Origin of the sequence: Microbacterium deferens (genome assembly GCF_045517775.1) — a bacterium.
Classification (GTDB): domain Bacteria; phylum Actinomycetota; class Actinomycetes; order Actinomycetales; family Microbacteriaceae; genus Microbacterium.
Map to the genome: position 1 here is coordinate 82712 of NZ_JBEUWT010000005.1, position 25486 is coordinate 108197.

At 66.1% G+C, this 25486-nt stretch carries 29 protein-coding genes and 1 pseudogene; 22 read left to right on the forward strand and 8 right to left on the reverse strand.

Going from position 1 to position 25486, the window contains the following annotated elements:
* Positions 1-238 precede the first annotated feature (238 nt).
* The 10 genes and pseudogenes from ABTU82_RS15525 (at position 239) to ABTU82_RS15570 (ending at position 8041) form a co-directional block, all read left to right on the forward strand.
* Entirely contained in the window at positions 239-835 is a 597-nt protein-coding gene (locus ABTU82_RS15525; protein WP_292687476.1) for a recombinase family protein, read from the forward strand.
* Entirely contained in the window at positions 720-2228 is a 1509-nt protein-coding gene (locus tag ABTU82_RS15530; protein ID WP_479724363.1) for a transposase, read from the forward strand. Before ABTU82_RS15525 ends, ABTU82_RS15530 begins: the two co-directional genes overlap by 116 nt.
* A pseudogene (locus ABTU82_RS15535) lies at positions 2228-3037 on the forward strand (AAA family ATPase). The gene ABTU82_RS15530 and the pseudogene ABTU82_RS15535 overlap by 1 nt, the downstream one beginning before the upstream one ends.
* A 173-nt stretch (positions 3038-3210) precedes the next feature.
* On the forward strand, positions 3211-3414 hold the full coding sequence (locus ABTU82_RS15540) for an antitoxin VbhA family protein (protein ID WP_407174115.1): 204 nt from the start codon (positions 3211-3213) through the stop codon (positions 3412-3414).
* Complete coding sequence (locus ABTU82_RS15545; protein WP_407174117.1) at positions 3407-4165, forward strand: Fic/DOC family protein; 759 nt, start codon at positions 3407-3409, stop codon at positions 4163-4165. Before ABTU82_RS15540 ends, ABTU82_RS15545 begins: the two co-directional genes overlap by 8 nt.
* Entirely contained in the window at positions 4162-4740 is a 579-nt protein-coding gene (locus ABTU82_RS15550; protein WP_407174119.1) for a recombinase family protein, read from the forward strand. The genes ABTU82_RS15545 and ABTU82_RS15550 overlap by 4 nt, the downstream gene beginning before the upstream one ends.
* Positions 4741-4880: 140 nt before the next feature.
* Positions 4881-5240 (forward strand): Cd(II)/Pb(II)-sensing metalloregulatory transcriptional regulator CmtR, encoded by a 360-nt coding sequence (cmtR, locus tag ABTU82_RS15555; RefSeq protein WP_407174121.1) that lies wholly within the window; start codon positions 4881-4883, stop codon positions 5238-5240.
* Between the two features lie 8 nt (positions 5241-5248).
* The gene (locus ABTU82_RS15560; RefSeq protein ID WP_407174177.1) at positions 5249-7144 is read left to right on the forward strand and encodes a heavy metal translocating P-type ATPase; all 1896 of its coding nucleotides are present in this window, start codon (positions 5249-5251) and stop codon (positions 7142-7144) included.
* Complete coding sequence (gene lspA / locus ABTU82_RS15565; protein ID WP_407174123.1) at positions 7141-7728, forward strand: signal peptidase II; 588 nt, start codon at positions 7141-7143, stop codon at positions 7726-7728. The genes ABTU82_RS15560 and lspA overlap by 4 nt, the downstream gene beginning before the upstream one ends.
* Before the next feature lie 4 nt (positions 7729-7732).
* Positions 7733-8041, forward strand: coding sequence for a hypothetical protein (locus ABTU82_RS15570; protein ID WP_407174125.1), 309 nt, complete (start codon positions 7733-7735; stop codon positions 8039-8041).
* A gap of 132 nt (positions 8042-8173) precedes the next feature.
* Here the strand turns inward: ABTU82_RS15570 and ABTU82_RS15575 are convergent, their stop codons facing one another.
* From ABTU82_RS15575 to ABTU82_RS15595, 5 genes are all read right to left on the reverse strand, one after another.
* A complete protein-coding gene (locus tag ABTU82_RS15575; RefSeq protein ID WP_407174127.1) occupies positions 8174-8371 on the reverse strand; it encodes a hypothetical protein in 198 nt (65 codons plus the stop codon).
* Positions 8371-8577, reverse strand: a complete 207-nt coding sequence (locus tag ABTU82_RS15580; protein WP_407174129.1) for a hypothetical protein — start codon at positions 8575-8577, stop codon at positions 8371-8373. The genes ABTU82_RS15575 and ABTU82_RS15580 overlap by 1 nt, the downstream gene beginning before the upstream one ends.
* Before the next feature lie 3 nt (positions 8578-8580).
* Positions 8581-8817 (reverse strand): glutaredoxin-like protein NrdH, encoded by a 237-nt coding sequence (gene nrdH, locus ABTU82_RS15585; protein WP_407174179.1) that lies wholly within the window; start codon positions 8815-8817, stop codon positions 8581-8583.
* A 58-nt stretch (positions 8818-8875) separates the two neighbouring features.
* Complete coding sequence (locus ABTU82_RS15590) at positions 8876-9808, reverse strand: cation diffusion facilitator family transporter (RefSeq protein ID WP_407174131.1); 933 nt, start codon at positions 9806-9808, stop codon at positions 8876-8878.
* Between the two features lie 134 nt (positions 9809-9942).
* Complete coding sequence (locus ABTU82_RS15595; RefSeq protein WP_407174133.1) at positions 9943-10308, reverse strand: ArsR/SmtB family transcription factor; 366 nt, start codon at positions 10306-10308, stop codon at positions 9943-9945.
* An 88-nt stretch (positions 10309-10396) separates the two neighbouring features.
* Here ABTU82_RS15595 and ABTU82_RS15600 point away from each other — a divergent pair, with 88 nt between their 5' ends.
* From ABTU82_RS15600 to ABTU82_RS15635, 8 genes are all read left to right on the forward strand, one after another.
* Positions 10397-10678, forward strand: coding sequence for a metal-sensitive transcriptional regulator (locus tag ABTU82_RS15600; RefSeq protein WP_407174135.1), 282 nt, complete (start codon positions 10397-10399; stop codon positions 10676-10678).
* A gap of 29 nt (positions 10679-10707) precedes the next feature.
* Complete coding sequence (locus ABTU82_RS15605) at positions 10708-11040, forward strand: heavy-metal-associated domain-containing protein (RefSeq protein WP_407174137.1); 333 nt, start codon at positions 10708-10710, stop codon at positions 11038-11040.
* Positions 11037-13310 carry a heavy metal translocating P-type ATPase gene (locus ABTU82_RS15610; protein WP_407174139.1) on the forward strand — a complete coding sequence of 758 codons (2274 nt, stop codon included), beginning with the start codon at positions 11037-11039 and terminating at the stop codon, positions 13308-13310. Before ABTU82_RS15605 ends, ABTU82_RS15610 begins: the two co-directional genes overlap by 4 nt.
* 48 nt (positions 13311-13358) lie before the next feature.
* Complete coding sequence (locus ABTU82_RS15615) at positions 13359-15530, forward strand: heavy metal translocating P-type ATPase (RefSeq protein WP_407174141.1); 2172 nt, start codon at positions 13359-13361, stop codon at positions 15528-15530.
* Between the two features lie 37 nt (positions 15531-15567).
* Entirely contained in the window at positions 15568-16002 is a 435-nt protein-coding gene (locus ABTU82_RS15620) for a DUF6153 family protein (RefSeq protein ID WP_407174143.1), read from the forward strand.
* A gap of 95 nt (positions 16003-16097) precedes the next feature.
* On the forward strand, positions 16098-16706 hold the full coding sequence (locus tag ABTU82_RS15625) for a DUF305 domain-containing protein (RefSeq protein ID WP_407174145.1): 609 nt from the start codon (positions 16098-16100) through the stop codon (positions 16704-16706).
* A gap of 173 nt (positions 16707-16879) precedes the next feature.
* Positions 16880-17599 (forward strand): F510_1955 family glycosylhydrolase, encoded by a 720-nt coding sequence (locus ABTU82_RS15630; RefSeq protein WP_407174181.1) that lies wholly within the window; start codon positions 16880-16882, stop codon positions 17597-17599.
* Between the two features lie 373 nt (positions 17600-17972).
* Positions 17973-18605, forward strand: a complete 633-nt coding sequence (locus tag ABTU82_RS15635) for a M23 family metallopeptidase (RefSeq protein WP_407174147.1) — start codon at positions 17973-17975, stop codon at positions 18603-18605.
* A gap of 244 nt (positions 18606-18849) precedes the next feature.
* Here ABTU82_RS15635 and ABTU82_RS15640 read toward each other — a convergent pair whose 3' ends face one another.
* Positions 18850-19383: a hypothetical protein gene (locus ABTU82_RS15640; RefSeq protein ID WP_407174149.1), complete on the reverse strand. Its 534-nt coding sequence runs from the start codon at positions 19381-19383 to the stop codon at positions 18850-18852.
* Between the two features lie 373 nt (positions 19384-19756).
* Here ABTU82_RS15640 and ABTU82_RS15645 point away from each other — a divergent pair.
* A protein-coding gene (locus ABTU82_RS15645; RefSeq protein ID WP_156145918.1) for an IS5 family transposase occupies positions 19757-20651 on the forward strand; the annotation gives its coding sequence in 2 pieces (ribosomal slippage) (positions 19757-20107 and positions 20109-20651; 894 coding nt in all).
* Between the two features lie 339 nt (positions 20652-20990).
* On the opposite strand, the gene ABTU82_RS15650 is transcribed toward ABTU82_RS15645, so the two are convergent.
* Positions 20991-22127 (reverse strand): HAD-IIA family hydrolase, encoded by a 1137-nt coding sequence (locus tag ABTU82_RS15650; protein WP_231567546.1) that lies wholly within the window; start codon positions 22125-22127, stop codon positions 20991-20993.
* Here ABTU82_RS15650 and ABTU82_RS15655 point away from each other — a divergent pair.
* From ABTU82_RS15655 to ABTU82_RS15665, 3 genes are read left to right on the forward strand one after another with little or no spacing between them, the layout of a single operon-like run.
* Positions 22126-22572, forward strand: a complete 447-nt coding sequence (locus ABTU82_RS15655; protein ID WP_042540839.1) for an RpiB/LacA/LacB family sugar-phosphate isomerase — start codon at positions 22126-22128, stop codon at positions 22570-22572. The genes ABTU82_RS15650 and ABTU82_RS15655 overlap by 2 nt on opposite strands.
* The gene (locus tag ABTU82_RS15660) at positions 22569-23420 is read left to right on the forward strand and encodes a transketolase (RefSeq protein ID WP_042540841.1); all 852 of its coding nucleotides are present in this window, start codon (positions 22569-22571) and stop codon (positions 23418-23420) included. The genes ABTU82_RS15655 and ABTU82_RS15660 overlap by 4 nt, the downstream gene beginning before the upstream one ends.
* Complete coding sequence (locus ABTU82_RS15665) at positions 23410-24348, forward strand: transketolase family protein (protein ID WP_042540843.1); 939 nt, start codon at positions 23410-23412, stop codon at positions 24346-24348. The genes ABTU82_RS15660 and ABTU82_RS15665 overlap by 11 nt, the downstream gene beginning before the upstream one ends.
* Here ABTU82_RS15665 and ABTU82_RS15670 read toward each other — a convergent pair.
* Positions 24345-25346 carry an IS481 family transposase gene (locus tag ABTU82_RS15670; RefSeq protein ID WP_042540845.1) on the reverse strand — a complete coding sequence of 334 codons (1002 nt, stop codon included), beginning with the start codon at positions 25344-25346 and terminating at the stop codon, positions 24345-24347. The genes ABTU82_RS15665 and ABTU82_RS15670 overlap by 4 nt on opposite strands.
* Between the last annotated feature and the right edge of the window lie 140 nt (positions 25347-25486).

Sequence of the window (25486 nt, forward strand, 5' to 3'; positions counted from 1 at the left end):
CAGCTTAGGCGCCAGGGCATGTATCGCGACTTGTGCGGCGGCCGAAGGCTCCCACCCGCGTACCCGCATCACGCACGAGGGTCTCAGTTAAGTACAGCTTTCTGAGACATCGGCCGGATCCCAGCTGCGTGATCGATGCTCCGTGTGATCCCGGGTCAGCTGCTGTCTCAGCAACGCGTCTCACCGGAAAGTGTCTCAGCGTGGCGACGTGGAGGGGTTTGTGAGCCACAATGGCTGAGTGAGACTTCTTGGATACACCCGCGTGAGCACAGCGACTCAGGATGCGCAGCTGCAGCTCGACGCCCTCGTCGCCGCTGGGGTTCAGAAGCGCGACGTGTTCGCCGATGTCACCTCCGGGAGCAAGACCGCGATCGAGCGCCGCGGGATGAAGAAGCTGCTCGAGCACGCAGAGGCCGGTGACACCGTCGTCGTCTGGCGCGTGGACCGCCTCGGCCGCTCCCTCATCGACGTGTTGAACACCGTAAACCTGCTGCGCGAGCGGGGCATCCATGTGCGTTCTATCTCGGATGGGATAGATCCGGCGACGTCGACCGGCCGGTTGATGCTGAACATGCTCGCCACGCTGGCCGAGTACGAGCGGGAACTGATTGTCGAGCGCGTGAATGCCGGCATCGCCGCAGCCAGGCAGAACGGCACCCGCTTCGGTCGACCACTGTCCGACCCGGCGGTCATTGCCGACAAGCTCGCGATTGCAGCCGATGCCCGAGCGAAAGGTCGCACCGCCGAGGACGCAGCTCGACTCGTCGGGTGGAGTCGCGCCACGCTCTACCGCCACCAGCAAGCCCTCGCCAGCCGCGAGAGCGTCACCATGTAGCGATGTGATGAGCGGCGGAGAGCGGTGGCGGATTCTTCGACTTCACGTCGAAGACCAGATACCCCTCACCGCTCTCGCCAGAGAAACCGGGATTGGCCTGCGCACGCTGCAACGCTGGAATCAGCTTTATCGAGACCACGGCATCACTGCGCTCGATCCCCATCCGAGAGCCGACGCGGGGACTCGTCGCACGGCGGGTGAGTTGGTTGCGTTCATCGAGCGCCTCGCGTTGACCAGGCCGAGGCCGGCACTCGCGACGCTGCATCGCCTTGTCAGCACCGAAGCGGAGCGGCACGGCCTGGCGGTGCCCAGCTACTCCACCGTCAGAGGCATCGTGCAGTCCCTCGATCCGGCGCTCGTGACGCTCGCGCTGGATGGACCCGCCGCGTATCGCGACCGGCACGAGCTGGTGTACCGCCGCCGAGCCGACCGACCCAATGAAATGTGGCAGGCCGATCACACCGAACTCGACATCCTCATCACCGGCGTCGACGGCAAGACCGATCGACCCTGGCTCACGATCGTGATCGACGACCACTCACGCGCGATCTGCGGATACACCGTCTTCACCGGCGCCCCTTCCGCGATGAACACGGCCCTCGCGCTCCGGCAGGCGATCTGGCGCAAGACCGACCCAACGTGGGCGATGTGTGGCATCCCCGACGTAATCCACGTCGACCATGGCTCCGACTTCACCAGCCACCATCTCGAACGCACCGCCATCGAGCTGCGCATCCGGATCATCCACTCCACCGTGGGCCGGCCACAAGGCCGCGGCAAGATCGAACGCTTCTTTCGCACCATCAACACCGAACTCCTCGCTACCCTCCCCGGACACCTCAGGCCCGGCGACAGGAATCCTCACCCCACTCTCGACCTGGCGGCCCTCGACCAGGCCATAGGCGCGTTCATCACGACGTACAACGCGCGCCCACACCGCGAGCTCGGAGTATCGCCTCGGGACGCGTGGGTCGCGGATGGGTGGCTTCCGCGAATGCCCGACAGCCTGGAACAACTCGATGGTCTCCTGCTCACCGTCCCCAAGAACCGGGTCGTGCAGCGCGACGGCATTCACTTCCAGGGCCAGCGCTACCTCGCCCCGACACTTGCTCCGTTTGTCGGGCACACGATCATGATCCGCTACGACCCGCGCGACATCTCCGAGATCCGCGTATACGACCGCGACACTTTTGTCTGCGTCGCCGTCGATGAAGCCCACCCCAACCTCCGACTCAGCCTCCGCGACATCGAAACCGCTCGCCGAGCCCGTCGCCGAGAACTCCGGCACACCATCAACGACCGCATCCCCACCGCCGTCACCCGCGAGGAGCCGCGCGCCGTCGCCGCACCTCCGCATCGGCGCCGGCTACGCACCTATGAAGAGGACGAGTGATGAACCAGGCCTTCATCGTTACCAAGGAGCACCGACGCTTCACCGAGTTCGCGAACGCCGTCCGCAAAGAGAAAACCATCGGCATCTGCCACGGCGACGCCGGAGTCGGCAAGACCAACTCCGCCCGCCGCTACGCGAACTGGGATGCGCTGGAGTCTTACATCAACGCGTGGGGACCTCGCGGCGAGCACGACGCCAAGTACTACGCCCTCGCGAACCGATCTCGCACCGTCTTCTACACACCCGAGGTCCTCTGCAGACCCAAAGACCTCATGCACGACATCGACCGCTGGCAGGCAAAAGTCGAGATCTGCGCCGACGAACACCTCCGCTCACGAGAGACCGAACCGACCACCACGGCGATCGGCATGTCTCACCTCGTCGACCTGCTCATCATCGACGAAGCCGAACGACTCACACCGACTGCGCTCGAGTTGCTCCGCGACCGACACGACCGCGATCACCTCTCCATGATCCTCATCGGCATGCCCGGCATCGACCAACGGTTCCGCCACTACCCACAGCTATACAGCCGACTCGGCTTCTCCCACCACTACCGAACCCTCGGGCGAGAAGAACTTCTCTTCGTCCTCGACCGCCACTGAAAACGCTTAGGCCAACAACTCGACCCCGAAGACTTCACCGACGCGCAAGCCATAGCCGCGATCGAACGCATCACCCGCGGCAATTTCCGCCTCCTCGAACGCCTCTTCCCCCAGATCGCTCGAGTGCTGAAGATCAACGGACTCGAAACCATCACCGACGACGTCATCGAGGCCGCAGCCAGCATCCTCGTTATCGGCAACTAACGCCTCGAAGCGATCGCAGAACACCGCCACCGAGCGATCAACTCCACACGCACCGCGAAATGTCGGGGAAGCTCCGGTGCTCAAAACCCCTGTCAAAACCCCATTCTGTGCAAAACCTCCACTATGGGTTTTTGAGCAAGTCGGGTAGACTGGAAGCAACGAGGGAGGCCACCATGAGCGTCAAGACCGTCAGCACCATTTCCGCGGCCGAGCGCGAGCTGCGCGAGCGCGTCGTGGCCGACGCCGCTCACAGCTCCGCGATGGAAGGCCTTGCCGCCGGCGCCGAGTACCGCGCCGACGCGGCCGCCTACGCAGCGGGGGAGTTCGACGTCGACGAGCTGGGACGCCGCACACGGGCCCGCTGGGGCCTTGCCTGATTTCGTCGACCCGTACCTCGAGCCCGCATCGGGCATCCTCCGCAGCCGGCTCGGCCTGACCGACCGCGCCACGCTGGATCGCGCCGAAGCGGAACTGACCGAGTGGCGGCGGGCCGAGATGATCACTCGCCCGGTGAAGGTCACCGGAGATCTCCGACAGCTCCAGGCAATCCACCGGCAGCTCTTCCAAGACGTCTACGACTGGGCCGGCCAGCTGCGCACCGTCGACATCCGCAAGGGCACTGACCCGGGCGCGGAGTTCTTCATGCCGGTGTCTCGGCTGGAGTCCGGCGCCGGGTTCGCGTTCGCGGAGCTCGCGGATGAGCATCAGTTGCACGGCCTGGATCGTGACCGGTTCGTGGATCGCCTGGCGCATCACTACGACCAGGTGAACTACCTGCACCCGTTCCGGGAGGGCAACGGGCGCACGCAACGGATCTTCTGGACGCAGATCGCCGCCGGCGCCGGATTCGACCTCGACTGGAGCCGAGTGACCGGGGTCGAGAATGACCAGGCGTCACGTAGCGCGATGGAACGACAGGACTTCACCGATCTGCGCGGGATCTTCGACCGCATCGTGCAGCCCGCCGCGGGGGGCCGGCTCACCCCGGAGCGGATGGAGCAGCTACGCGCGTTCTCCAGCCTGAGCGGCAGCCTGCCGCCGGGACGCTCCGCACCGTCGAGGTCGACGGGCCGCTCGCGCCGGCCGACGACGCCCGGCCGAGAAGCGGAACAGGGGAGGGACCTATGACCGTCGTCGGATATGCCCGAGTGTCCAAGCGTGAGCAGAACCCGAAGGCCCAGGAGGCCGAGCTGCGCACCGCCGGAGCAGAGCGCATGTTCGTCGATCACGGCGACTCCAGCCGAGTAAAGGATCGCCCGCAGTGGGTCGCGTGCATGGACTACCTCCGCGCTGGCGATGTGCTGTTGGTGCGTCGCCTCGATCGGCTCGGCGGGACCGAGCGCATCCTGATCGAGACGCTGCACGAGCTGGAGGATAAGGGCGTCGACATCAAGAGCCTCACCGAACCGGTGATCGACACCACGACCCCGATGGGCCGCGCCCTGTTCGGGATCGTCGCGGTGTTCGCGCAGCTGCGCGTCGACACGATCCGGGAGAACACCCGGCTCGGCCTGGAGTACGCACGCGCCCAAGGCCGCGTCGGCGGCCGCCCCACGGTGATGAGCGCTGAGCGCGTCGAAGTTGCGCGCCAGATGCGTGCTCAGACCCCGCCAGCGACGTGGGAGACGATCGCCAAAACCCTCGATGTCAGCTCCGCGTCCGTGCGCCGCGCCCTGGCCCAGCCGGAGAATGTCAGCCGGTAAGCAGCGACACGACGCGACTACCCTCGGGGGCATGTCCGAGCGCTTCGCGATCACAAAAGCTCTGAGCATTGATCAACGGGTGAAACACGGCAGTTCCAGGACTTGTTAAGAATGGTCAGCGCACACTGTATGATCAGTGCATGCTGACTATTGCTTCGCGCCTCGACGTCATGAACCGGCTTGGCCGGGCGATGGCGGACCCGACGCGCTCCCGGATCTTAATGACTCTGCTGGGCGGGCCGAGCTACCCCGCTGTGTTGTCTCGCGAGTTGGAGCTGACTCGTTCCAACGTCTCGAACCATCTGACTTGCTTGCGTGATTGCGGGATCGTTGTGGCCGAGCCTGAGGGCAGGCAGACCCGCTACGAGATCGCAGACCCCCACCTCGCGGCGGCTCTGACTTCCCTTGTGGATGTGACGCTGGCGGTGGACGAGAACGCGCCGTGCGTGGACTCGTCGTGCACTGTGCCGGGCTGCTGTGGGGCGGTGGCGAACGCATGAGTGGGGTGATGCGGTCCCAGGTGGACACCACCGACGTCGATGACGACGACGACGATCATGACGGGCCGTGGTGGACGGACCGCGGGATTATGGTCCCCGTCTTCTCCGGCGTCGCGTTCGTTGCTGGGCTGATCTGCGAGTGGTCCGGTGCGGAGATCCCTGCGCTGGTGCTGTTCTGGATCGGCCTGCTGCTGGGCGCGTCGACTTTCACCCCAGGCGCGGTCCGCAAGCTGTTTAAGGGCAAGCTCGGCATCGGCCTGCTGATGACGATCAGCGCGACCGGCGCGGTCATTCTCGGCTACGTCGAGGAAGCCGCCGCACTGGCGTTCCTCTACTCGATCGCCGAAGCCTTGGAGGATAAGGCGATGGATCGCGCCCGCGGCGGCTTGCGGGCCTTGTTGAAGCTCGTCCCCGACACAGCGACCGTTCGTCGTGATGGGGCGTCAGTCGAGATCGCGGCGAAGGACCTCACCGTCGGTCAGATCATGCTCGTGCGCCCCGGGGAGCGGATCGCGACCGACGGCATCGTCCGCTCGGGGCGCTCTAGTCTGGATACCTCTGCGATCACCGGCGAGTCGATCCCCGTCGAGGTCGAGCCCGGGGATCCTGTGTCCGCTGGTGCGATCAACACTGCCGGGGCGCTGGAGGTCGAGACAACCGCGGCCGGGACAGACAACTCGCTCACCACGATCGTGAAGCTGGTCGAGCAGGCCCAGGCGGAGAAGGGCGAGCGTGCGCGTCTCGCGGACCGGATCGCCCGCCCGCTGGTCCCGGGCGTACTGATCCTCGCCGCTCTGGTCGCACTGATCGGTTCCCTGTTCGGTGACCCGGAGCTGTGGATCACCCGCGCCCTCGTCGTGCTGGTGGCGGCCTCGCCCTGCGCGCTGGCGATCTCGGTGCCGCTCACTGTGGTCGCCGCGATCGGCGCGGCCAGCAAGTTCGGTGTGATCATCAAGTCCGGGGCGGTCTTCGAACGCTTCGGCACGGTCCGCCACGTCGCTGTCGACAAGACCGGCACCCTCACCCGCAACCAGCCCGCCGTCACCGCGGTCCTCACCGCAGATGCCGCGACTGAGCGGCAGGCGCTGGATTGGGCGGCGGCGCTGGAGCAGCACAGCACGCACCCTTTGGCCGCGGCGATCACCGCAGCCGCGCCGGGGGTCCGGGCCGCGATCGACGTGACCGAGCAGGCGGGGCATGGCATCGAGGGCACCGTCGACGGGTCGAAGATCACCGTCGGCAGCCCTCGCTGGCTTGATGCTGGCGCGCTAGGAAGCCAGGTCACGGGTCTGGAGGAGCAGGGTATGACCGTCGTCATCGTCCACCGTGATGGGACGCCGGTCGCTGCGATCGGGGTTCGCGACGAGCTGCGCCCCGAGGTCCCGGAGGTGGTGCGCACCCTCGCCGATCAGGGCATCGGGGTGACCATGCTCACCGGCGACAACGCCCGCACCGCGCACGCCCTCGCCGCGCAGGCCGGGATCGACGACGTGCGCGCCGAGCTCCGCCCTGAGGACAAGGCCGCCGCAATCGGTGAGCTGTCCCACGCCGGGTCGGTCGCGATGATCGGGGACGGCATCAATGACGCCCCCGCACTCGCTGCCGCCGATATCGGCATCGCGATGGGAGCGACCGGCTCCGACGCGGCGATCGAGTCCGCGGACGTCGCCTTCACCGGCCACGATCTGCGACTTATCCCGCGCGCGTTCGACCACGCTCGCCGCGGCCGCCGCATCATCGACCAGAACATCGTCCTGTCCCTGCTGATCATCACCGCCCTGCTCCCGCTCGCGCTGTTCGGCGTCCTCGGGCTCGCCGCCGTCGTCCTGGTCCACGAGATCGCGGAGGTCATCGTGATTCTCAACGGACTCCGCGCCGCACGCACACGGACGGCGGTCGCATGACTGCCCCAGACACTGGGCTGCACGCCGAGGAACCCACCGGGACGAGCGACGAGCCGTTGCCCGGACGGAAGACCACCAAGCGGCCTCCCCGCGCGCTCAGCATCGCCCTTGCTGTCGCGGGGCTCGGGCTGATTCTCGACCAGGGCACGAAAGCCCTGGCGGCAGCCCAGCTGCCGCCACGCGACCGTGTCCCGCTCGTCGGTGACCTGTTGTCTCTGACGCTCGTGTACAACCCCGGAGCCGCGTTCTCTCTCGGCTCCGGAACCACCTGGGTGTTCACCATCATCGGCGTCCTCGCCGCCGCCGTAACGATCGGATTCGCCGTGCGACTGCGTGGGGTCCGTTGGGGCATCGCACTGGGCCTGATCCTCGGCGGCGCGGTCGGCAACCTCGTCGACCGGCTCGTGAACCCTCCATCATTCGGGCAAGGGCACGTCACTGACTTCATTGCCTACGGCGACCTTTTCGTCGGGAACATCGCCGACATTCTCGTCGTCGCCGGCGTCGCCCTCCTCTGCCTGATCATGGTCAGGGCGAGCCCACAAGCGGAGCCTCCGACGACCGAGAACGAACGAGAGGGCTGATCTGATGAAGGTTCAGCTGCTGCACATCGATGACTGTCCGAACAGCGCGGACGCCGAAGCACGCACACGTGGCGCATTGGACGCGGTAGGACTCGCGGATGTGCTCGTCGAGTCGGTAACGATTCATTCCGATGCCGAGGCTGTGGTCACTCGATTCGGGGGCTCGCCCACGATCCTGGTTGACGGAGTAGACCTGTTCCCGACCACACCGATCGGTTCATTGGCGTGCCGGGTCTACGCGACGGCGAACGGCTATGCCGGCGCGCCCACTCAGAGGCAGCTCGAGGAAGCGCTGCGCGGCATCTCTCGGTGACGCAGCGGCCGCACTTCATCGCTGTTGGCCGACCCCGATCAGGCCTCTCTGCGATCGCTTCCACGGTGCGCACATACGAGGTCGACCGGCGGGTGAACAACTCCCGCACGGTCGACCTCCGTGACCCGTCTCTCATCGAGCGGACGCCGTAGCTGCCTCCTCGATCACCGATTCGTGGGTGTAGCGGATGAGTCCGCGCCCGAGGTCGTGGAACGTGGGCCCGATGTTCTGGCCACGCCACCGGCGCAGCTCTGCGAAGTCGCGGCCGAGGATGGCTGCCGCCTCGTCGGGGGTGAGCAGAACGGGTGCGGGGGAGTGTTCGTGCAGCATCAGTCGTCCTCCCTCGTGAGCGTGTCGATGACCGTCACGAACTCGGTTCCGGGGACCGTTACCGTGTTTGCGAGCCGGTATCCGTGTCGGCCGTAGTCGTGCAGCTGTTGGTCGCGTTCCCCGACCTTCTGCGACAACCGGTAGTGGTTCTCGTCGCCGCTGGGGAACGTCGTCTGGATCGTCGCGAAGCTCACTGTCGTGCTCATCGCTCACACCGCCCTCGACTTGACCAGCTCGTCGATCCGGTCAGGACGGAAACCCGACCACGGATCGCCGGCGCCCTCGACTACCGGCGCCTGTAGGAAGCCCGACTCTTTAACGTGTTCCAACGCCACCGGATCACCGGCGAGGTCGACCACCCGGTATGCGATGCCGGCGGCATCGAGCGCCCGGAGCGTCGCCGTGCACTGCACACAGCCGGCCTTGGAGTACACAAGTACCCGCATGTTCTCGCGGACAGCTTGGTTTGGCTGCTCATACTGAGACTGCGAATGATGCATCCAACTACTCGACGCGCGTGGCGGTTTCTCGACCGGACGGCCTCGCGTGGGTACTCACGAGGAACTCATCTACGTTCGGCAGATGTTCGCGAACACTGCGAGCTGCCTGGGCGCTGACCTCGTCAAGCTGCTGTCGGGATGCCCTCGAATTAACGGTGAGAACCGCGTCGCCCTCCAGACGATGCCCGTTCCAGCGGAGGCGGATCCGATCGACGTGCTCGATACCTTCGACGTGGTCGAGCGCGTGCGCGACTTTGTCGACGAGTTCGGGTTCGACGCCGTCGAGCAGGCGGCGGCCGACGCTGCGAACGGTGCCGATGAGGAGGATGAAGATCGCGGCAGAGATGATCAGTCCGACGATGGGATCGGCGAGAGGGAATCCGAGGAGGACACCAACCCCGCCGGCAACGACGGCCAGTGAGGTGAACCCGTCGGTGCGTGCGTGGATGCCGTCTGCGACCAGAGCTGCGGAGCCGATGCGCTGCCCGACGCGGATCCGGTACACGGCGACGATCTCGTTGCCGAGGAAGCCGATGATCCCGGCAGCGATGACCCATCCGATGTTCCCGATCGGCTGCGGGTGGATGATGCGGTCGATGGATTGCCAGGCGGCGACGATCGCGGACAGCGCGACGACGAACACGATGAACAGGCCCGCGAGGTCCTCCGCACGGCCCAGACCGTATGTGTAGCGGCGTGACGCGGTGCGGCGGCCCAGCACGAACGCGACCCAGAGGGGGACGGCAGTAAGCGCGTCGGAGAAGTTATGGATCGTGTCCGCCAGCAGCGCGACGGACCCGCTGAAGACGACCACGACACCTTGGAGAACGGTGGTCGCGAGCAGGATGACGAGGCTGATCTTTAGCGCGCGGATGCCGGAGCTATTCGCTTCCATCGCATCGTCGATCGAATCTGCGGCATCGTGTGAATGCGGCACGAACAATCCGTACAGGAACCCCTTGAATCCCTTCGGGTGAGAGTGGTCATCGTGCCCGTGAGTGTGACCACCGTGGGCGTGATCATGTTCAGCGTGCGCGTGCCGGTGGGTGTCGTCGTGCTCGTGGCCGGTGTTCATTCGCTGACCCGATCCGCGTGGTGGTGGCGCGGAGTGCCCCCCAGCGAGTGCTCCGCCTGGAAGATGGCGTCCGCGACTAGTCGGGAGGCATGCTCGTTCTCCAGGCGGTAGAAGACCTTCTGGCCCTCCTGGCGGGTCGCAACGATCCGGGCGAGACGCAGCTTGGCCAGATGCTGAGACACCCCGGCCGGCGATTTGTCGACCGCCTCCGCGATGCTGTTCACCGACAGCTCCGGTGCGTCCTGCAGCGCAAGGATGATCCGTACCCGGGTGGCGTCCGCCAGCATCCCGAAAACCTCCACCGCAAGCTCCACATACGAACTGTCGGCCCGGTACCCGCATTGCTGCTTAACTACGCTCATACGCAGATGATAAGCCATGTAGGGGACGATGAATCCGCTGACTGAAAGCGGCTTGCGCGGTTATACCGTGGGGGGGTATGGTATGCGGATGAACGGTTACATGGCGAACAAGGATGACCTGCTGAAGCGGCTGCGTCGCGCGGAAGGACAGGTGCGCGGGATCGCGCGGATGGTGGATGAGGACCAGTACTGCATCGACATCCTCACGCAGGTGTCGGCGGCGACGAAGGCGCTCGAGACGGTGGCTCTGTCGCTGCTCGGCGACCACCTCTCCCACTGCGTCGCGGAAGCCAGCGCCGAGGGCGGCCCCGTAGCCGAGCAGAAGATCCGTGAAGCCAACGAGGCCATCGCTCGCCTCGTCCGTTCCTGACCCACCCCACCCCTATTGGAGGACTCAAAATGACCGCGAACGACCGCACCGACCTTGGCCTGACTGACTCAGCGGCGGCCTGCTCGTGCTGTGCCACCGCATCCACCCCCGCCGCGGCCGAGGTGCCCACCCCGGCCACCGTGACTGAAGAGGTCCTGGTCTCCGGCATGACCTGCTCCCACTGTGTGATGAGCGTCACCGAGGAACTCACCGGCATCGATGGCGTTCACAACGTATCCGTCGATCTGAACGCCGGTGGCGCGTCGCGGGTGACGATCCGCAGTGCCACCCCGATCCATGCCGAGGCCGTGCAGGCCGCCGTCGAGGACGCCGGCTACACCCTGGTGAGCAGTCCCGCATGAGCAACGTCGACGTCGAGCTCGAAATCACCGGGATGACGTGCGCATCGTGCGCCACCCGAATCGAACGCAAGCTGAACAGGCTTCCCGGTGTGGAAGCCACGGTGAACTACGCCACCGAGAAGGCACGCGTCCGCGGAACCGACGTCGACACCGCAGACCTCATCTCCGCAGTGGAATCGGCCGGCTATCAGGCCGCGCTCCCGGCGCCGCCCGCCGCGAGCATGACTGACAGCGAGGCGAAGCCGCCGGAGGATGCCGAGCTGGTGGCGCTGCGTCGTCGACTGCTGATCAGCGCCGCCCTGGCACTGCCTGTCGCAGTGCTGTCGATGATTCCGGCACTGCAGTTCACCTACTGGCAGTGGCTCGCCCTCACCCTGACCGCACCGGTCGCGGTGTGGGGGGCGTGGCCGTTCCACCGCGCCACGGCGGTCAACGCCCGGCACGGGGCCGCGACGATGGACACGCTGATCAGCCTGGGAGTGATCGCCGCGTTCGGGTGGTCACTGTACGCCCTGTTCTTCGGTGGCGCCGGAATGGCCGGGATGACGATGACCTTCACCCTCATCGGCACCCCGCAAGCCGGAGGCCACGAGATCTACCTCGAGGTCGCCGCACTGGTGACGGTGTTCATCCTCGCCGGCCGGTATGCCGAAGCGCGCGCGAAGAAGTCTTCCTCCGAGGCGCTGCGGGCGCTGCTGGAGTTGGGCGCGAAGAACGCCACGAAATTGGTCAACGGCATCGAACAGGCTGTTCCGGTGTCGCAGCTCGCGGTCGGCGATCTCGTCCTGGTCCGCCCCGGCGAGAAGATCCCCTCGGATGGGCTGGTCACCGACGGGTCCTCCGCCATCGATGCCAGCATGCTCACCGGGGAGTCCATTCCCGTCGAAGTCACCACAGGGTCGCGTGTGGTCGGGGCCACCGTCAACGTCGGTGGGCGCCTGACGGTCGAGATCACGCGCGTCGGTGCCGACACAGAACTGGCGCGGATGCGTCGCCTGATGGAGGAGGCCCAGACCGGGAAGGCGCAGGTGCAGCGCCTTGCCGACCGGGTCTCCGCCATCTTCGTTCCCGTCGTCATCGTGCTCGCTGTCGCCGCGTTCGCCGGATGGCTGCTCGCAGGCGGCTCGGTCGAGCTGGCGTTCACCGCGGCCGTCGCCACGCTGATCATCGCCTGCCCCTGCGCTCTCGGACTGGCAACGCCGACGGCCTTGCTGGTGGGTACCGGCCGTGGCTCGCAGATGGGCATCCTCATCCGCGGACCCCAGGTGCTGGAGCAGACCCGCAAGGTGGACACCATCGTGCTGGACAAGACCGGCACCGTCACCACCGGTCGCATGGCGGCCACCGACGTCCTCCCGGCTCCCGGGATCACGCGCGACGAGCTCCTGCGCGCTGCCGCCGCCGTCGAGGCCGGGTCCGAGCATCCCGTCGCCCGCGCCATCGTCACCGCCGCGCCCGCGGTGCCGCTCGCAGAAGCCTTCGCATCGCACGCAGGATTCGGAGTGCAGGGAGTGGTCGACGGATGCCTCATTGTGGCGGGCCGTCCGTCCTGGGTGCAGGAGCAGTGGGGAATCCGCCCGCCAGTCGACGCGGACACGCATGCGGAGGCACTCGCCACCACCGGGGCGACCGTCGTCATGGTTGCCCGCGACGGTGAGTACCTGGGAGCGATCGCCGTGGCCGACACGGTCAAGCCCTCCAGTGCTGAGGCGATCCGCCGATTCCGGGTGCTCGGGCTGCGTCCGGTGCTGCTCACCGGCGACAACGCCGGTGCCGCCGCGCAGATCGCCTCCACGGTCGGTATCGACGAGGTCCACGCCGGTGTCACGCCCGCCGGGAAGCTCGACATCATCCGCCGGCTGCAGAGCGAGGGTCGAGTCGTCGCGATGGTCGGAGATGGGGTCAACGATGCCGCTGCTCTCGCGGCCGCCGACCTGGGTTTGGCGATGGGCGGTGGCACGGACGCGGCGATTGCAGCCAGCGACATCACCGTCGTCTCCGGCGACCTGCTCGTCGTCGCCGACGCGATCCGCCTGGCCCGCCGCACCCTGAGAACCATCAAGGGGAACCTGTTCTGGGCGTTCGCATACAACGTCGCGGCCATCCCGATCGCCATGCTCGGGCTGCTCAATCCACTCGTCGCCGGGGCGGCGATGGCGTTCTCGTCCGTCTTCGTCGTCACCAACAGCCTCCGCCTGCGGCGGTTCGCACCCGCACCCTCCCCATCGACCATCGCCGCCGCGCACACCCTCATTCCCGAACCGGTCTGACATCGTGCACCCGCGCTTCCGCGGGCGAGAAAAGTGAAGGAACTCATCATGAGCCATCCCGACCCGCAGCACACTCCCGTCACCACCCCCGACCCGCACGCCGGCCACGGCCAGGAGGCGATGGGCAACGATCACGCGTCCACGACACGTGGTGAGCACGAGCACGGGGCGATGACCCACGACGAGAAGGCTCCCGCCGCCGGGCACTCCGCCCAGGGTCACGCCGACCAGGGCGGCCACGCGGGGCACGGCGACCACGTGGCCCGGTTCCGCCGATTGTTCTGGATCATGCTGGTCCTCGCGGTTCCGGTCGTCGGGTTCTCGATGATGTTCGCGATGATCATCGGGTACCCGCTGCCGGATGCGGCATGGGTGGGGTGGGTGTCTCCGGTTCTCGGAACGGTCATGTACGTGTGGGGTGGTGCCCCGTTCCTCACCGGCGCTGGCAGTGAGCTCCGCGCCCGCAAGCCCGGGATGATGCTGCTGATCGCCCTGGCCATCACGGTCGCGTTCGTCGCATCCTGGGGAGCCAGCCTCGGGCTGCTGGATCACGAGCTGGACTTCTGGTGGGAGCTGGCGCTGCTCATCGTCATCATGCTCCTGGGCCACTGGATCGAGATGCGCTCCCTCGCCCAAACCACCTCTGCCCTGGATTCCCTCGCCGCCCTCCTCCCCGACGAGGCCGAGAAGGTCGACGGCGACAGCACCGTCACCGTCGCCCCTGCCGACTTGCAGGTCGGGGATGTGGTGGTGGTCCGCCCCGGCGGGCGGGTGCCCGCGGACGGTCGGATCGTGCAGGGCTCGGCCAGCATGGATGAGTCGATGATCACCGGCGAGTCCCGCCCGGTACGCCGCGGCGACGGGGACCCGGTGATCGCCGGGACGGTTGCCACCGATTCCGGGGTCCGGGTGGAGATCACCGCGGTCGGTGAGGACACTGCCCTCGCCGGGATTCAGAAGCTCGTCACCGAAGCGCAGAACTCCTCCTCTCGGGCGCAACGGCTCGCGGACCGCGCCGCGGGGTGGTTGTTCTGGTTCGCGCTGGGCGCCGCCGCGATCACCGCGATCGTGTGGACCCTGCTGGGGTTCCCCGACGATGCGGTCGTTCGGACCATCACCGTGTTGGTGATCGCGTGCCCGCACGCACTGGGGTTGGCGATCCCGCTGGTGGTGTCCATCGCCACCGAGCGCGCCGCCCGCGCCGGCGTCCTGGTCAAGGACCGGCTGGCGTTGGAGAGCATGCGCACCGTCAACACGGTGCTGTTCGACAAGACCGGCACCCTCACCAAAGGCACCCCTGCCGTCACCGCCATCACCCCGATCGACGGCACCGACCCCGACGCTCTGCTTGCTCTGGCCGCCGCCGCCGAAACGGACTCCGAACACCCGCTCGCCCGGGCGATCGTGAACGCCGCGACACAGAGGCAGCTCACCGTCCCTCGCGCCACCGATTTCGAGTCCTCACCCGCTGTGGGCGTCCGCGCGCTCGTGGACGGGCGGACCGTGCAGGTGGGCGGCCCGTACCTGCTCGAGCAAGAAGGAGCGACCGAGTTGGCCGTCGCCGACGAGTGGCGCGACGAGGGCGCGATCATCCTGCACGTCCTGGTCGACGGGACCGTGGCGGGTGCGCTGCGGCTCGCGGACGAGATCCGTGCCGAGTCACGGGACGCGGTCACCGCGCTGCAAGGGCGCGGGGTGCAGGTGGTCATGATCACCGGGGACGCCGAAGCGGTCGCCGCGTCCGTCGCCGCCGAACTCGGCATCGACCGGTTCTTCGCCGGGGTCCGCCCGGAGGACAAAGCCTCCAAAGTGAAGCAGCTGCAGAGCGAGGGCCGGAAGGTAGCGATGGTCGGCGACGGGGTGAACGATGCCCCCGCCCTCGCCCAGGCCGACGTCGGTATCGCGATTGGTGCCGGCACCGATGTAGCGATCGCCTCCGCCGGGGTCATCCTCGCAAGCGACGACCCCCGCTCCGTGGTCTCGGTGATCGAACTGTCCCGGGCCAGCTACCGGAAGATGACGCAGAACCTGTGGTGGGCCGCCGGCTACAACCTCATCTCCGTCCCCCTGGCCGCGGGGGTGCTCGCCCCGATCGGGTTCGTCCTGCCGATGTCGGTGGGCGCGATCCTGATGTCCCTGTCCACGATCGTGGTCGCCCTCAACGCTCAGCTGCTGCGACGGCTGGAGCTCAGCCCGGAAGCCGTCATTCGCCGCAACTGAGCGGGGTGACGTACCGTGGGAGGACGAGGGAGGTGACATGTCACTGATCGCTTTGACGCACCACGCGCGTGCCGGCCGCTCGATGGCGCGCACGCTGCTGCTGCTGATCGCTCTCACCGGCGCGGTCATCGTCGGCCTGTTGGCCATGCACTCCCTCAACACCCACACCGCGGTCGAGACCGGTCACCACACCACCCTGACCGCCGACACGTCCAGCGCTGCGGCCGGTGACTCCCACCCTGCCACCGCGGCAGAGGAGCCGTGCGCGGACTGCGGGACGGGCCACTCCAACATGCTCGCGATGGCGTGCGTGCTCGCTCTCCTGGCCATCGTGCTGCTGCTGGCACGGCCACGCGACGCGCAACGCTGGCTCGCCCTGTTCCCGCGCCCGGGACCGCTCGTGGCTGCACCGCCCGGCGGCGCGGGTTCTCACCCGCCCTCTCTAACGGCTCTCTGCATTAGTCGTACGTGATGCGTGCAGCCGCGGCACCCGCCGTGGCTCCTTCGCACATGCGCGTGGTCACTTGACCGGCGCTCCCTTTCACGTACCCCTTTTGGAGAACCCTGATGAGAATTCGTTCCGCGGCGACCGCCGCACTGGCCCTGGCCACCGCCCTCACTCTTGCCGGCTGCGCTGGTGGGACCGGATCCGGCTCGGAGTCCATGCCGGGAATGGATCACGGCAGCAGCTCCGCGTCGTCTGAGCCGATGGCGGATTTCAATGACGCGGATGTGATGTTCGCGCAGATGATGATCCCGCATCACCAGCAAGCCGTCGAGATGGCCGACATGATCCTCGCTAAAGACGGCATCGACGAGAGCGTCCTCGCCCTGGCCGACGAGATCAAAGCTGCTCAGCAGCCTGAGATCGAGCAGCTGCAGGGATGGCTGGACGAGTGGGGCGCGGACGGCGACACCGAGTCCATGGACGGCATGGACCACGGTGGCGGGATGATGAGCGACGAGGACATGCAATCCCTCGACGCGGCGACCGGCGCCGAGGCGTCCCGCCTGTTCCTCGAGCAGATGACGATGCACCACGAAGGTGCCATCACAATGGCGCAAGACGAGGTCGACAACGGCCAGAACGCGGATGCGGTCGCCTTGGCGCAGACGATCGTCGAGACGCAGACCGCGGAGATCGCCACCATGCAGGAGTTGCTCGCACAGCTCTAACGCACCCGGTGAGGGGCACCCATCGCGGGTGTCTCTCACCCTGGACTCGAAGGGGTGCGTATATGCGCATTCACCTGCGCGCGACAGCGAGCCTTGTCGCGCTTTTCACTCTGTCTCTCACGGGCTGTGCTGCGCCCGTTCCGCCTTCCACCGGCACCGACCATGCGGACGTGATGCCGCATGTGCACGCCATTGTGCCCGCCCCGGGCGGTGACGGCTTTCTGCTCGGCACGCACGACGGCCTCTACACCGCCTCCGCGGATGGTCAGCTCGGTACCCGTGTCGGGCGGGATGACCTGGACGCGATGGGTCTCACCGCAGTAGGTGGGGAGCTCATCGCGTCCGGCCACCCCGGTGCTCGCACCCCGATCGAGCTGGGCGAAGGAAACCTGGGTATCATCCGCAGTCCAGACGGCGGCGTCACCTGGGATCCGGTCGCGTTCACCGGCGAGAAGGACTTCCATGTCCTGGCGGCCGGACCTGACGGGACCCTTTATGGGAAGGCGACGGATAACAACGTGCTGCTGACGAGTGCGGACCTCGGCGCCACGTGGACTCCTACCGGTGCCGGTCTCCTCGTGTTCGGTCTTGCCGTCGACGCCACGGGTCGCATCGTGGCCAGCACGCAACAAGGACCGCAGGTCAGCACGGACGGGGGCAGATCGTTCGTTCCGCTGCCCGACGCGCCCACCCTGTACCCGATCGCTTCTTCCCCCGACAACCAGCGACTGATCGGCGTCGACAACAACGGCACCATCTGGATCAGCACCGCCGGCGCCACCCAGTGGCTCAACGTCGGAACCGTACATCGAGCCGCGCAGGCAATCACCGTCACCGATACCGGCGACATCCTCGTCGTCGACGACAGCGGACTCACCCTGCTGCCCGGCTAACACCCCCACCCGAAAGACTCCACCCTTGCGTACCCCCACACCCACCATCGCCCAGACCGGCACGGCCTCACAGCCCGAACCCTTCTTGACGCGACGCCAAGCCCGCGTTCGAACCCAGACATCCACCGAAACGGGGGCGACCACGCACCGTCGCCATGATGCAGAGCGGCCGGTAGACCCGTTCGATGACGCGGCACGCCTGTTCTCCTTCACACCAAAAGCGCCAGCCGCACCCGAGCCCCCCACATCTCCACCGTCGTCCGAACCCAGCCCGCGGCCGGCCGAATCCCGGAAGGGCGCCGCGCACTCTCGCACCCGGGCCGTGTTTTTCTCCGCACACGTGTTGGGTCTCGTGGCCCTGATGACCATCGGGATGACCGTTGACGCCGAAGCGCTGCCCCACGAACACGTCACCCCCACGAGCATCACCGATGACGGCGTACCCGGCGGAGACATTCAGGCCTATGTCACACCCGCCCAGACGCAACCGAGCCCCGTCGTCAGTCGAGACGGCTACTCCACAGCCACCCTCGTAGACCTTGCCGGAACGGTCGGCATCACCAACTACTCCAGCGCGCTCTTCACCAATAATCCGGACTGCGCGGTGCAATGGCCTTACGCAGTTGGCGTGCCGATGACCTACGGCTTCGGGATGCGTAACGGCCGACTACACGAGGGAACCGACTTCATCCCCGGGGCCGGCGCCCACGTTCAAGCAATCGCCGATGGGGTCATCAGCGTGGCCACAGATAGTGGCGGCGCATATGGAGTCACCATCGTCATCGATCACATTGTCGACGGCCAAGCTGTCTCCAGCCGCTACGCCCACATGGAATACGACTCACGGCAGGTCGAGGCCGGCGACACGGTCAGCGTCGGCCAATACATCGGCCGAACCGGCGATACCGGTCGTTCGTTCGGAGCCCACCTGCACTTCGAAGTCCTCCAAAATGGCACCTCCGCAACCGACCCGCTGCCCTGGTTGCGCACCTACGCCACATGCTGACCCAGCACCCTATGTCCCATCCGCCGGGCTAACGAAGCTGCAAATGATGCATCCGCTCGACGCGGGTGGCGCGCCTTCACAGCCTGGCGGCACTGCGTGGGTGCTGACTAGAAACTCATCACGTTTGGCAGATGCTCGCGAACGCTGCGTGTTGCGCTGACCCTGACCTTGTCGAGCTGCTCTCGTGATGCCCTGAAATCCACCGTAGGTATCGCGTCTTTTCGAGGCGGAAACGCGCCGTGCCTCACAGCGGAGTGTCGACGTACCGCCCCACGATGTAGAAGTTCGACCAAGCTGAGTCGCCCGGGGCGCCGCTTTCAGTCACGCTTACGACGTCGACTCCCTCGCGATTGAGGGAGCTCACGGCGGCTTGAGGATCGTGTGCGTCCGTGACGGCTGGATGCCCGCTGAACCGCCAGCTTCCGCCATCAATCGTTGAACGCCTGTCGAACCGGCCATACACCAGCACGTTTCGGACTGCCTCGCTCAACTGCTCCTTCTCGAGGGCTTCGTGCTCGCCATCTATGTAAGCGATCGAGTCCGCATCATGTCTTGAAGGTTCGCGCTCGTCGGGGAGCCAAGTGTCGGTGATCGCAAACGCGATCCCAGGACCGACCGCCAGCTGAATCGAGATTTCATCCCGATCATCGCGATAGCCCGAGACTGGCCAGACTGCCGAGCGGCCCGCGACCATGAAGTCGTGCGCTGCTGTTTGGAAGGTCGAGGCCAACTGATCTGAGATGGCGATAACGATCGAGCCATAGTGCAGGTGCTTCATGTGTGCACCATATCGGCGCACGGCGACCACTCTGGATCGCGGGTCGGCTCGGTAGCCTGACTGACAAGTAGGTACAACAAGAATCGAGCTGCATCTTGGCGAGCAACGAACTCATTCGAATCGCGCTGACCTGGCCGGTGAGCACGATCGACGGAGAGCCTTCACTGACGAGTGGCATGCTCGTCGTGCTGCGAGAACCGGGAGGTGATTTCCTCCTCAGCGTCAGTGCCGGGGATGAGAACTTCCCAGACGGCGATGAGATCCAGTTCCCGTTGTCCGCAGAACATGCGCGGCTAGTCCAGCGAGCTCTCGCCGGGGAGCACCTAGGGCGTGTCTGACAAAGGTTCGGGTGGCTGGCTGCGAGCCTGAAAGCATGTCTCGTTTTCGGATGCTTTCGGATGCTCAGTGGTCGCTGATCGAGCCGATGCTGCCACGTCCGACGGGGCGTCCGGGTCGGAAGTTCTCGGATGCGCGGACGATGGTCGAGGGCATCGTCTACCGGTACCGGACTGGCCTCGCATGGCGGGATCTGCCGCCGGTGTTCGGGCCGTGGCAGACGGTGTGGACGTGGCATCGGCGGATGGCGTTCGACGGGACGTGGGATCGGGTAGCGGCGATGATCACGGCAGCAGCAGACGCGGCGGGCCTGATTGATTGGTCGCTGTCGGTGGACTCCACGATTGCTCGTGCGCATCAGCACGCAACGAGCATCACCCGCCTCACAGGGGGCTGGATCGAGTTACAAGAATCTGCAGGTCGAGCCGCCTGATCACGGCATCGGCCGCTCCAGGGGTGGCCTGTCGACGAAGATCCATCAGCTCGTCGATGGCAATGGGCTGCCTCTGGTCACTCTGGTCACGCCAGGGCAGGCCGGGGACTCTCCGATGTTCCTGCCGCTGATGGGACATCTGCGGGTCGGGCGCGAAACGGGCCGGCCCCGCACCCGTCCGGACGCGGTGCGGGGCGAAAAAGCGTACTCATCCCGCGCGATCCGTTCTCACCTTCGAGGCCGAGGCATCAAAGCCGTGATTCCCGAGCCCGACGATCAGAAAGGACACCGCAAACGTCGCGGCTCACGCGGCGGCAGACCCGTCGGTCTCGACGCCGCCGACTACCGGAACCGGAACGTCATCGAGCGCGGCTACTGCCGCATCAAGCAATGGCGAGGCCTCGCCACCCGCTACGACAAACTCGCCGTTATCTACCGCGCCGCCGTCGTCCTCAACACCGTCATCGCATGGACCAAACCTTTGTCAGACACGCCCTAGCCCGAGTCGATGTCCGCATTTTGAGCCGGATCGCTGATTGACACGTACGTGTCAGCGGTGTGGGGCACGTGGTGATGGAGCGCTCCGGTGCGAAAGCCACTGCCATCATGTGATGTCGTAGACCATCGGGTCGAAATCCACGAACTCGGGGCAACTGCCGTCCTAGCCATGAGTTCCCCTTCCGTCTACTCATCCAGCAAACGCCGCCCATCCGACGGGCGACGGAGCACTCTCCCGCGCTGTAACCGACGTCAGCCCTCCGGCGAGGGGGATGTTGTGCTGTTGCGGATCTTCGCAGAGCAGGAGGTCGGCAGGTGCTGATGAGGGACGTACCGGCCGTCAGTCGAGGGCCGCGGTGATGACGTCGTGGAGCTCGGTGTCGAGCTTGAGGCTGTCGAATGCTGCGGCATATTCCCAGATGAGAGCGGCTGTGGCTCGGATGACATTCATCGGCTCGTTTCCTGGCGTGACGAGGCGAACACGTTGTCCTTCAGCCGCGACCACCGCGTTGGAGACGGTCGATGTCAGGAACTGGTCGTTGCGCGTGAGCCGGGTGGAGGGGTACGGCAGGGTGAGATCGCGCAGGTCGCGCAAGATGAAGTCGGGGCGTGCATCGGGGGGTGCAGCGAAGACATCGCGTGGCCGGCTGATGCCGGTGAGGACGAGAGCGCTACTCATCTCGGATCGTCTTGCGCCTCTGATGTCTGTGTCGATCCTGTCGCCGATGAACAGCCATCGGGAGCCGGGGAATCGCTCGCGGGCGGCGTCGAAGAGCGCCGTCTCGGGCTTTCCGGCAGCGAGAGGTTCGCGGTTGACGACAGCGCGGATGGCAGCGACGAGTGCTCCGTTGCCAGGCGCCAGTCCGCGCTCGAGCGGGAGGGCGGTGTCGAGGTTTGTGGCGACCCACGGGATCCCGGAGGCGAGAGCGTAAGTAGCTTCGGCCAGGTCAGTCCAGCTCACGTGTTGTGAGAAACCTTGGACGACCGCGTCGGGGTGCTCGTCCGCCGTGCGAACAAGTCGGTACCCCGCCCCTTCGAGCACCATCGTCAACCCCGGACCGCCGACGGCCAACAGCGGCGCCCCCGGCTCAACCACATTCGATAGGAGCAGCAGCGTCGCCTGAGGCGAGGTGACGACATCATCCGCGTCGGCGTGCAGTCCCATTGTCGTCAGCTGTTCGGCTACGTCCGCCGGCAGCCGGGAGGCGTTGTTCGTCAGGAACCCCACCGTCTTACTTTCTCGCGCCGAGTTCAGAGCGGTGATGGCATGCGGTATGGGTGCTGCGCCGCGGTACACGACTCCGTCGAGGTCGGAGAGAATAACGTCCGCACTATCGAGCGGTGTGGGGTGGGCATCTCTGGCCATGCTGTCTCCCAGTTCGATGGGCGGACCATCCAGTCCGATCTTCCATCTTACGTCGATTCGGTCTATCCTCAGATATACAAGCCTATACAGGTATAGATAGGAGACATGCATGTTGATTGGAATTGGCTGCGACCCGAACGCAACAACCCTCAAGGATGCCGTCGCTGATTACCTTCGCGAGCTCGGCCACGAGGTTCGCGATTTCGGCTCCGACGACCCCCTATATCCGAAGACGGCCATTGCGGTGGCGGAAAGCGTCGCGGCGAAGGAGGTCGAGCGTGGTGTCGTGATGTGTGGCACCGGCATCGGGGTCTCCATCTCGGCGAATAAGGTTCCCGGCGCATACTGCGCCCTGCTCACGGATGCGTACCAGGCCGAGCGTGCACAGCTAAGCAACGACGCCAACATGGTCGCTTTCGGAGCTCAGGTCACCGGCGTCGAGTCGGTCAAGCGACTCGTTCGCGAGTACCTGTCGGTGTCGTACGTGGAGAACGAGCGGAGTGCGCCGAAGCTCGTCGCTCTGTACGACTACGAAACCGAGAACACTCGCGTATGAATGCCATCCCGCTGCAGATCGAGGCGGAGCTCGCACGCCTCAACGTCCTGCGGATGGTGCGGGCAGGCGGTTCTGGCCACCTCGGCGGGGCGCTCTCGTGCATCGACATCGTGACCGCCTTGTATTTCGCGACCATGCGCGTCAACCCGCAAGCCGCGAAGGACCCGAATCGCGACCGGTTCCTGCTGTCCGCGGGCCACAAAGCAATGGCGCAGTACGCAGTTCTCGGGCGTCGCGGTTACTTCGAGGAGGCGCTGTTCGACACGTACGGCTCTGTCGGCAGCAAACTCGGCGGTCACCCCGACCTTCACAAGCTTCCGGGCATCGAAGCGAATACGGGTGCCCTGGGTCACGGGCTGTCGATTGCTGCAGGGATGGCACTGGGCCTCCGTGCCGCGAGCAACGGAGGACGGGTTTTCACCATCCTTGGGGACGGTGAGCTCCCCGAGGGGGCGAACTGGGAAGGGGCGTCGATTGCTGCGCACCACCGACTCGACAACCTCGTCGCTTTCGTCGATGTCAACGATCTGCAGATTTCCGGGCCGACCGCTGAAGTCATGAACATGGAGCCGATTGCCGACAAGTTCGCGGCGTTCGGGTGGAATACCGTCACCATCGACGGGAACGATATCGATGCCGTCCTCGACGCTGTCAGCGTTGCGGATGGCGAAAAGGGCCGGCCGACCGTTGTCGTTGCTCGCACGACGAAGGCGAAGGGCATCAGCTTCCTGGAGGGAACCCTTGCCTCGCACTACTGGAAGCCGACGGTCGAGGAGCTCGACCGAGCCGAACGTGAAGTGCACGCCCGCATCGACAACCTGCGCGAATGGAACGACCATGGCTGCTGAGACGCTTACTCTTATCGATCCGCGAAAGACCTTCGGGCAAGCAGTGACCGACCTCGCTGCGGACGATGACCGTGTCGTCGTCCTCTCCGCCGACAGCGGGCTGTCGTCGGGGTTCGGCTCATTCCGCGAGCGCTTCCCCGACCGCTACTATGAGTTCGGCATTCAGGAGCACGGAACGACGGGCGTCGCCGCAGGTCTCGCGTCGACCGGCAAGATCCCCGTCTTCGCGGCCATCGCAGCGTTTGTCACCAACCGGAACTACGAAGCATTCCGCAATGACATCGCGTACATGGGTCAGAACGTCAAGATCGTCGGTCGCAACGGAGGGATCACTTACTCCGACCTCGGGCCCACACACTACTCCCTCGAAGACTATGCAATCATCCGCATGCTTCCCGGTGTCGTCGTCCTCTCACCCCAGGACCCCGGAGAGATCCGGGAGGCAGCGAAGGCGATGATTGAGCACGACGGGCCCGTGTACATGCGCATCGGGGGCCCATCGATCCCCGATCTGTTCCCACAGGCACCGTTCACCATCGGGGAAGGGCGGATGATTCGGGAAGGGTCTCGCGCAACGGTCGTCACGACGGGGACCATCACCCCGGAGGTCGTGGTCGCGGTGCAACGGCTCGCGGACGACGGCATCGATGTGGACCTCATCGGGATGCCAACTGTCGAACCTGTTGACGCGGCGCTTATCCGCGCGTCCGCTCATCGCACCGGACGAGTCATCACTGTCGAGGAGCACTACACCCGCGGCGGTCTCTCCGCGGCCGTTGGCGAGGCTCTGGCATCCTCGGGAATTCCCGTGCACGCCATCGGGTTGCCGCATGAGCACATCGTCACCGGTACGTACTCAGGACTGCTTGCTCGATACGCGCTTGACGCCGCGGGACTGGACGAGCGCATTCGGCTGCTCGTCCGCTAGGTGTACTGCCCAGGCAGGTTGTTTGAGATCCGGCTGATGGGCGGGAGCTTCCCGATCGCAGTGTGGGGCCCGTGGTGATTGTAGAAGTGCAGCCAGGCGGGCAGGGCTGCGCGGCGGGCTGATTCGCTGTTGTAGTGCTTCACGTAGGCCCAACCGTCGGCCATAGTGCGATGGAATCGCTCGATCTTCCCGTTCGTCTGCGGACGGTAAGGACGTGTGCGCTTGGGTGTGATGGCGAGCTCGGCGCAGACGCGTCGCCAGGCGTGGGAGCGGTAGGCGGGGCCGTTGTCCGAGAGGACCCGTTCGACGCGGACGCCGCGGTCGGCGAACCAGGACACGGCCCGTTGCAGGACGCCGATCGCGGTCTCGGCGCGTTCGTCGTCGTGGATCTCGGCGTAAGCGACGCGGGAGTGGTCGTCGATGACGGTGTGGACGTAGGCGGTGCCGGTGACCATGTCGCCGGCGATGCCTCGCTTTCCGGTGCGCTTGGCCGTGACTGCTCGGTTGCGGTCGCCTTGGGACCGTCCGACGTAGCGCCAGCCGCCGCCGTCGGGGATGTTGCCGAGCTTCTTCACGTCGACATGGATCAGCGCGCCGGGCTTGTCGTGCTCGTACCGGCGGGCGGGTTCCCCGGTCTTCACATCGACATGCGAGAGCCGGTTCAGTCGACACCGTTTCAGCACCGCGTGGACGGTCGAGGCCGGCATCCCGACGCGGTCGGCGATCTGGACCGGCCCCAGGCGCTTGCGGATCCGCAGGTGCACGATCTTCTTCACACGGTGCGTCGGGGTCTTGTTCGGATGCGCATGCGGGCGCGAGGACCGGTCGGCCATCCCCGCTTCACCGAGCTCTACGTAGCGTCGCGCCCATTTCGCGGCGGTGGGCCAGGAGACACGGAAGTAGTCCGCCGCCGCGGCGACCGTCCACTCCTCGTCGACGATCTTCTGTGCAAGACGGAGCCTTTGGCGCGGGGTGAGCGCCGCGTTAGCGTGAGACACGAGAACCTCCTGGTTCAGAGCGGATGCGGTAGCAGCTCCACTCTGCCGGGAGGTTCTCGTCACATCAGGGAAGCCAGATCAAACAACCTCCCTGGGCAGTACAGCTAGGCGGACCCGCTGTGGTGGACCCCGAGTCATCC

Excerpts from the sequence above, each read along its gene's own strand:
- nrdH (WP_407174179.1), bottom strand. The coding sequence starts at position 8,817 with ATGCGGGTACTTGTGTACTCCAAGGCCGGCTGTGTGCAGTGCACGGCG.
- ABTU82_RS15575 (WP_407174127.1), bottom strand. The coding sequence starts at position 8,371 with ATGCTGCACGAACACTCCCCCGCACCCGTTCTGCTCACCCCCGACGAG.
- ABTU82_RS15655 (WP_042540839.1), top strand. The coding sequence starts at position 22,126 with ATGTTGATTGGAATTGGCTGCGACCCGAACGCAACAACCCTCAAGGAT.
- cmtR (WP_407174121.1), top strand. The coding sequence starts at position 4,881 with ATGCTGACTATTGCTTCGCGCCTCGACGTCATGAACCGGCTTGGCCGG.
- ABTU82_RS15650 (WP_231567546.1), bottom strand. The coding sequence starts at position 22,127 with ATGCATGTCTCCTATCTATACCTGTATAGGCTTGTATATCTGAGGATA.
- ABTU82_RS15550 (WP_407174119.1), top strand. The coding sequence starts at position 4,162 with ATGACCGTCGTCGGATATGCCCGAGTGTCCAAGCGTGAGCAGAACCCG.
- ABTU82_RS15665 (WP_042540843.1), top strand. The coding sequence starts at position 23,410 with ATGGCTGCTGAGACGCTTACTCTTATCGATCCGCGAAAGACCTTCGGG.
- ABTU82_RS15615 (WP_407174141.1), top strand. The coding sequence starts at position 13,359 with ATGAGCCATCCCGACCCGCAGCACACTCCCGTCACCACCCCCGACCCG.
- ABTU82_RS15625 (WP_407174145.1), top strand. The coding sequence starts at position 16,098 with ATGAGAATTCGTTCCGCGGCGACCGCCGCACTGGCCCTGGCCACCGCC.
- ABTU82_RS15660 (WP_042540841.1), top strand. The coding sequence starts at position 22,569 with ATGAATGCCATCCCGCTGCAGATCGAGGCGGAGCTCGCACGCCTCAAC.
- ABTU82_RS15530 (WP_479724363.1), top strand. The coding sequence starts at position 720 with ATGCCCGAGCGAAAGGTCGCACCGCCGAGGACGCAGCTCGACTCGTCG.
- ABTU82_RS15595 (WP_407174133.1), bottom strand. The coding sequence starts at position 10,308 with ATGAGCGTAGTTAAGCAGCAATGCGGGTACCGGGCCGACAGTTCGTAT.
- ABTU82_RS15630 (WP_407174181.1), top strand. The coding sequence starts at position 16,880 with ATGCCGCATGTGCACGCCATTGTGCCCGCCCCGGGCGGTGACGGCTTT.
- ABTU82_RS15600 (WP_407174135.1), top strand. The coding sequence starts at position 10,397 with ATGAACGGTTACATGGCGAACAAGGATGACCTGCTGAAGCGGCTGCGT.
- ABTU82_RS15570 (WP_407174125.1), top strand. The coding sequence starts at position 7,733 with ATGAAGGTTCAGCTGCTGCACATCGATGACTGTCCGAACAGCGCGGAC.
- ABTU82_RS15635 (WP_407174147.1), top strand. The coding sequence starts at position 17,973 with ATGACCGTTGACGCCGAAGCGCTGCCCCACGAACACGTCACCCCCACG.
- ABTU82_RS15610 (WP_407174139.1), top strand. The coding sequence starts at position 11,037 with ATGAGCAACGTCGACGTCGAGCTCGAAATCACCGGGATGACGTGCGCA.
- ABTU82_RS15580 (WP_407174129.1), bottom strand. The coding sequence starts at position 8,577 with ATGAGCACGACAGTGAGCTTCGCGACGATCCAGACGACGTTCCCCAGC.
- ABTU82_RS15605 (WP_407174137.1), top strand. The coding sequence starts at position 10,708 with ATGACCGCGAACGACCGCACCGACCTTGGCCTGACTGACTCAGCGGCG.
- ABTU82_RS15540 (WP_407174115.1), top strand. The coding sequence starts at position 3,211 with ATGAGCGTCAAGACCGTCAGCACCATTTCCGCGGCCGAGCGCGAGCTG.
- lspA (WP_407174123.1), top strand. The coding sequence starts at position 7,141 with ATGACTGCCCCAGACACTGGGCTGCACGCCGAGGAACCCACCGGGACG.
- ABTU82_RS15620 (WP_407174143.1), top strand. The coding sequence starts at position 15,568 with ATGTCACTGATCGCTTTGACGCACCACGCGCGTGCCGGCCGCTCGATG.
- ABTU82_RS15560 (WP_407174177.1), top strand. The coding sequence starts at position 5,249 with ATGCGGTCCCAGGTGGACACCACCGACGTCGATGACGACGACGACGAT.
- ABTU82_RS15640 (WP_407174149.1), bottom strand. The coding sequence starts at position 19,383 with ATGAAGCACCTGCACTATGGCTCGATCGTTATCGCCATCTCAGATCAG.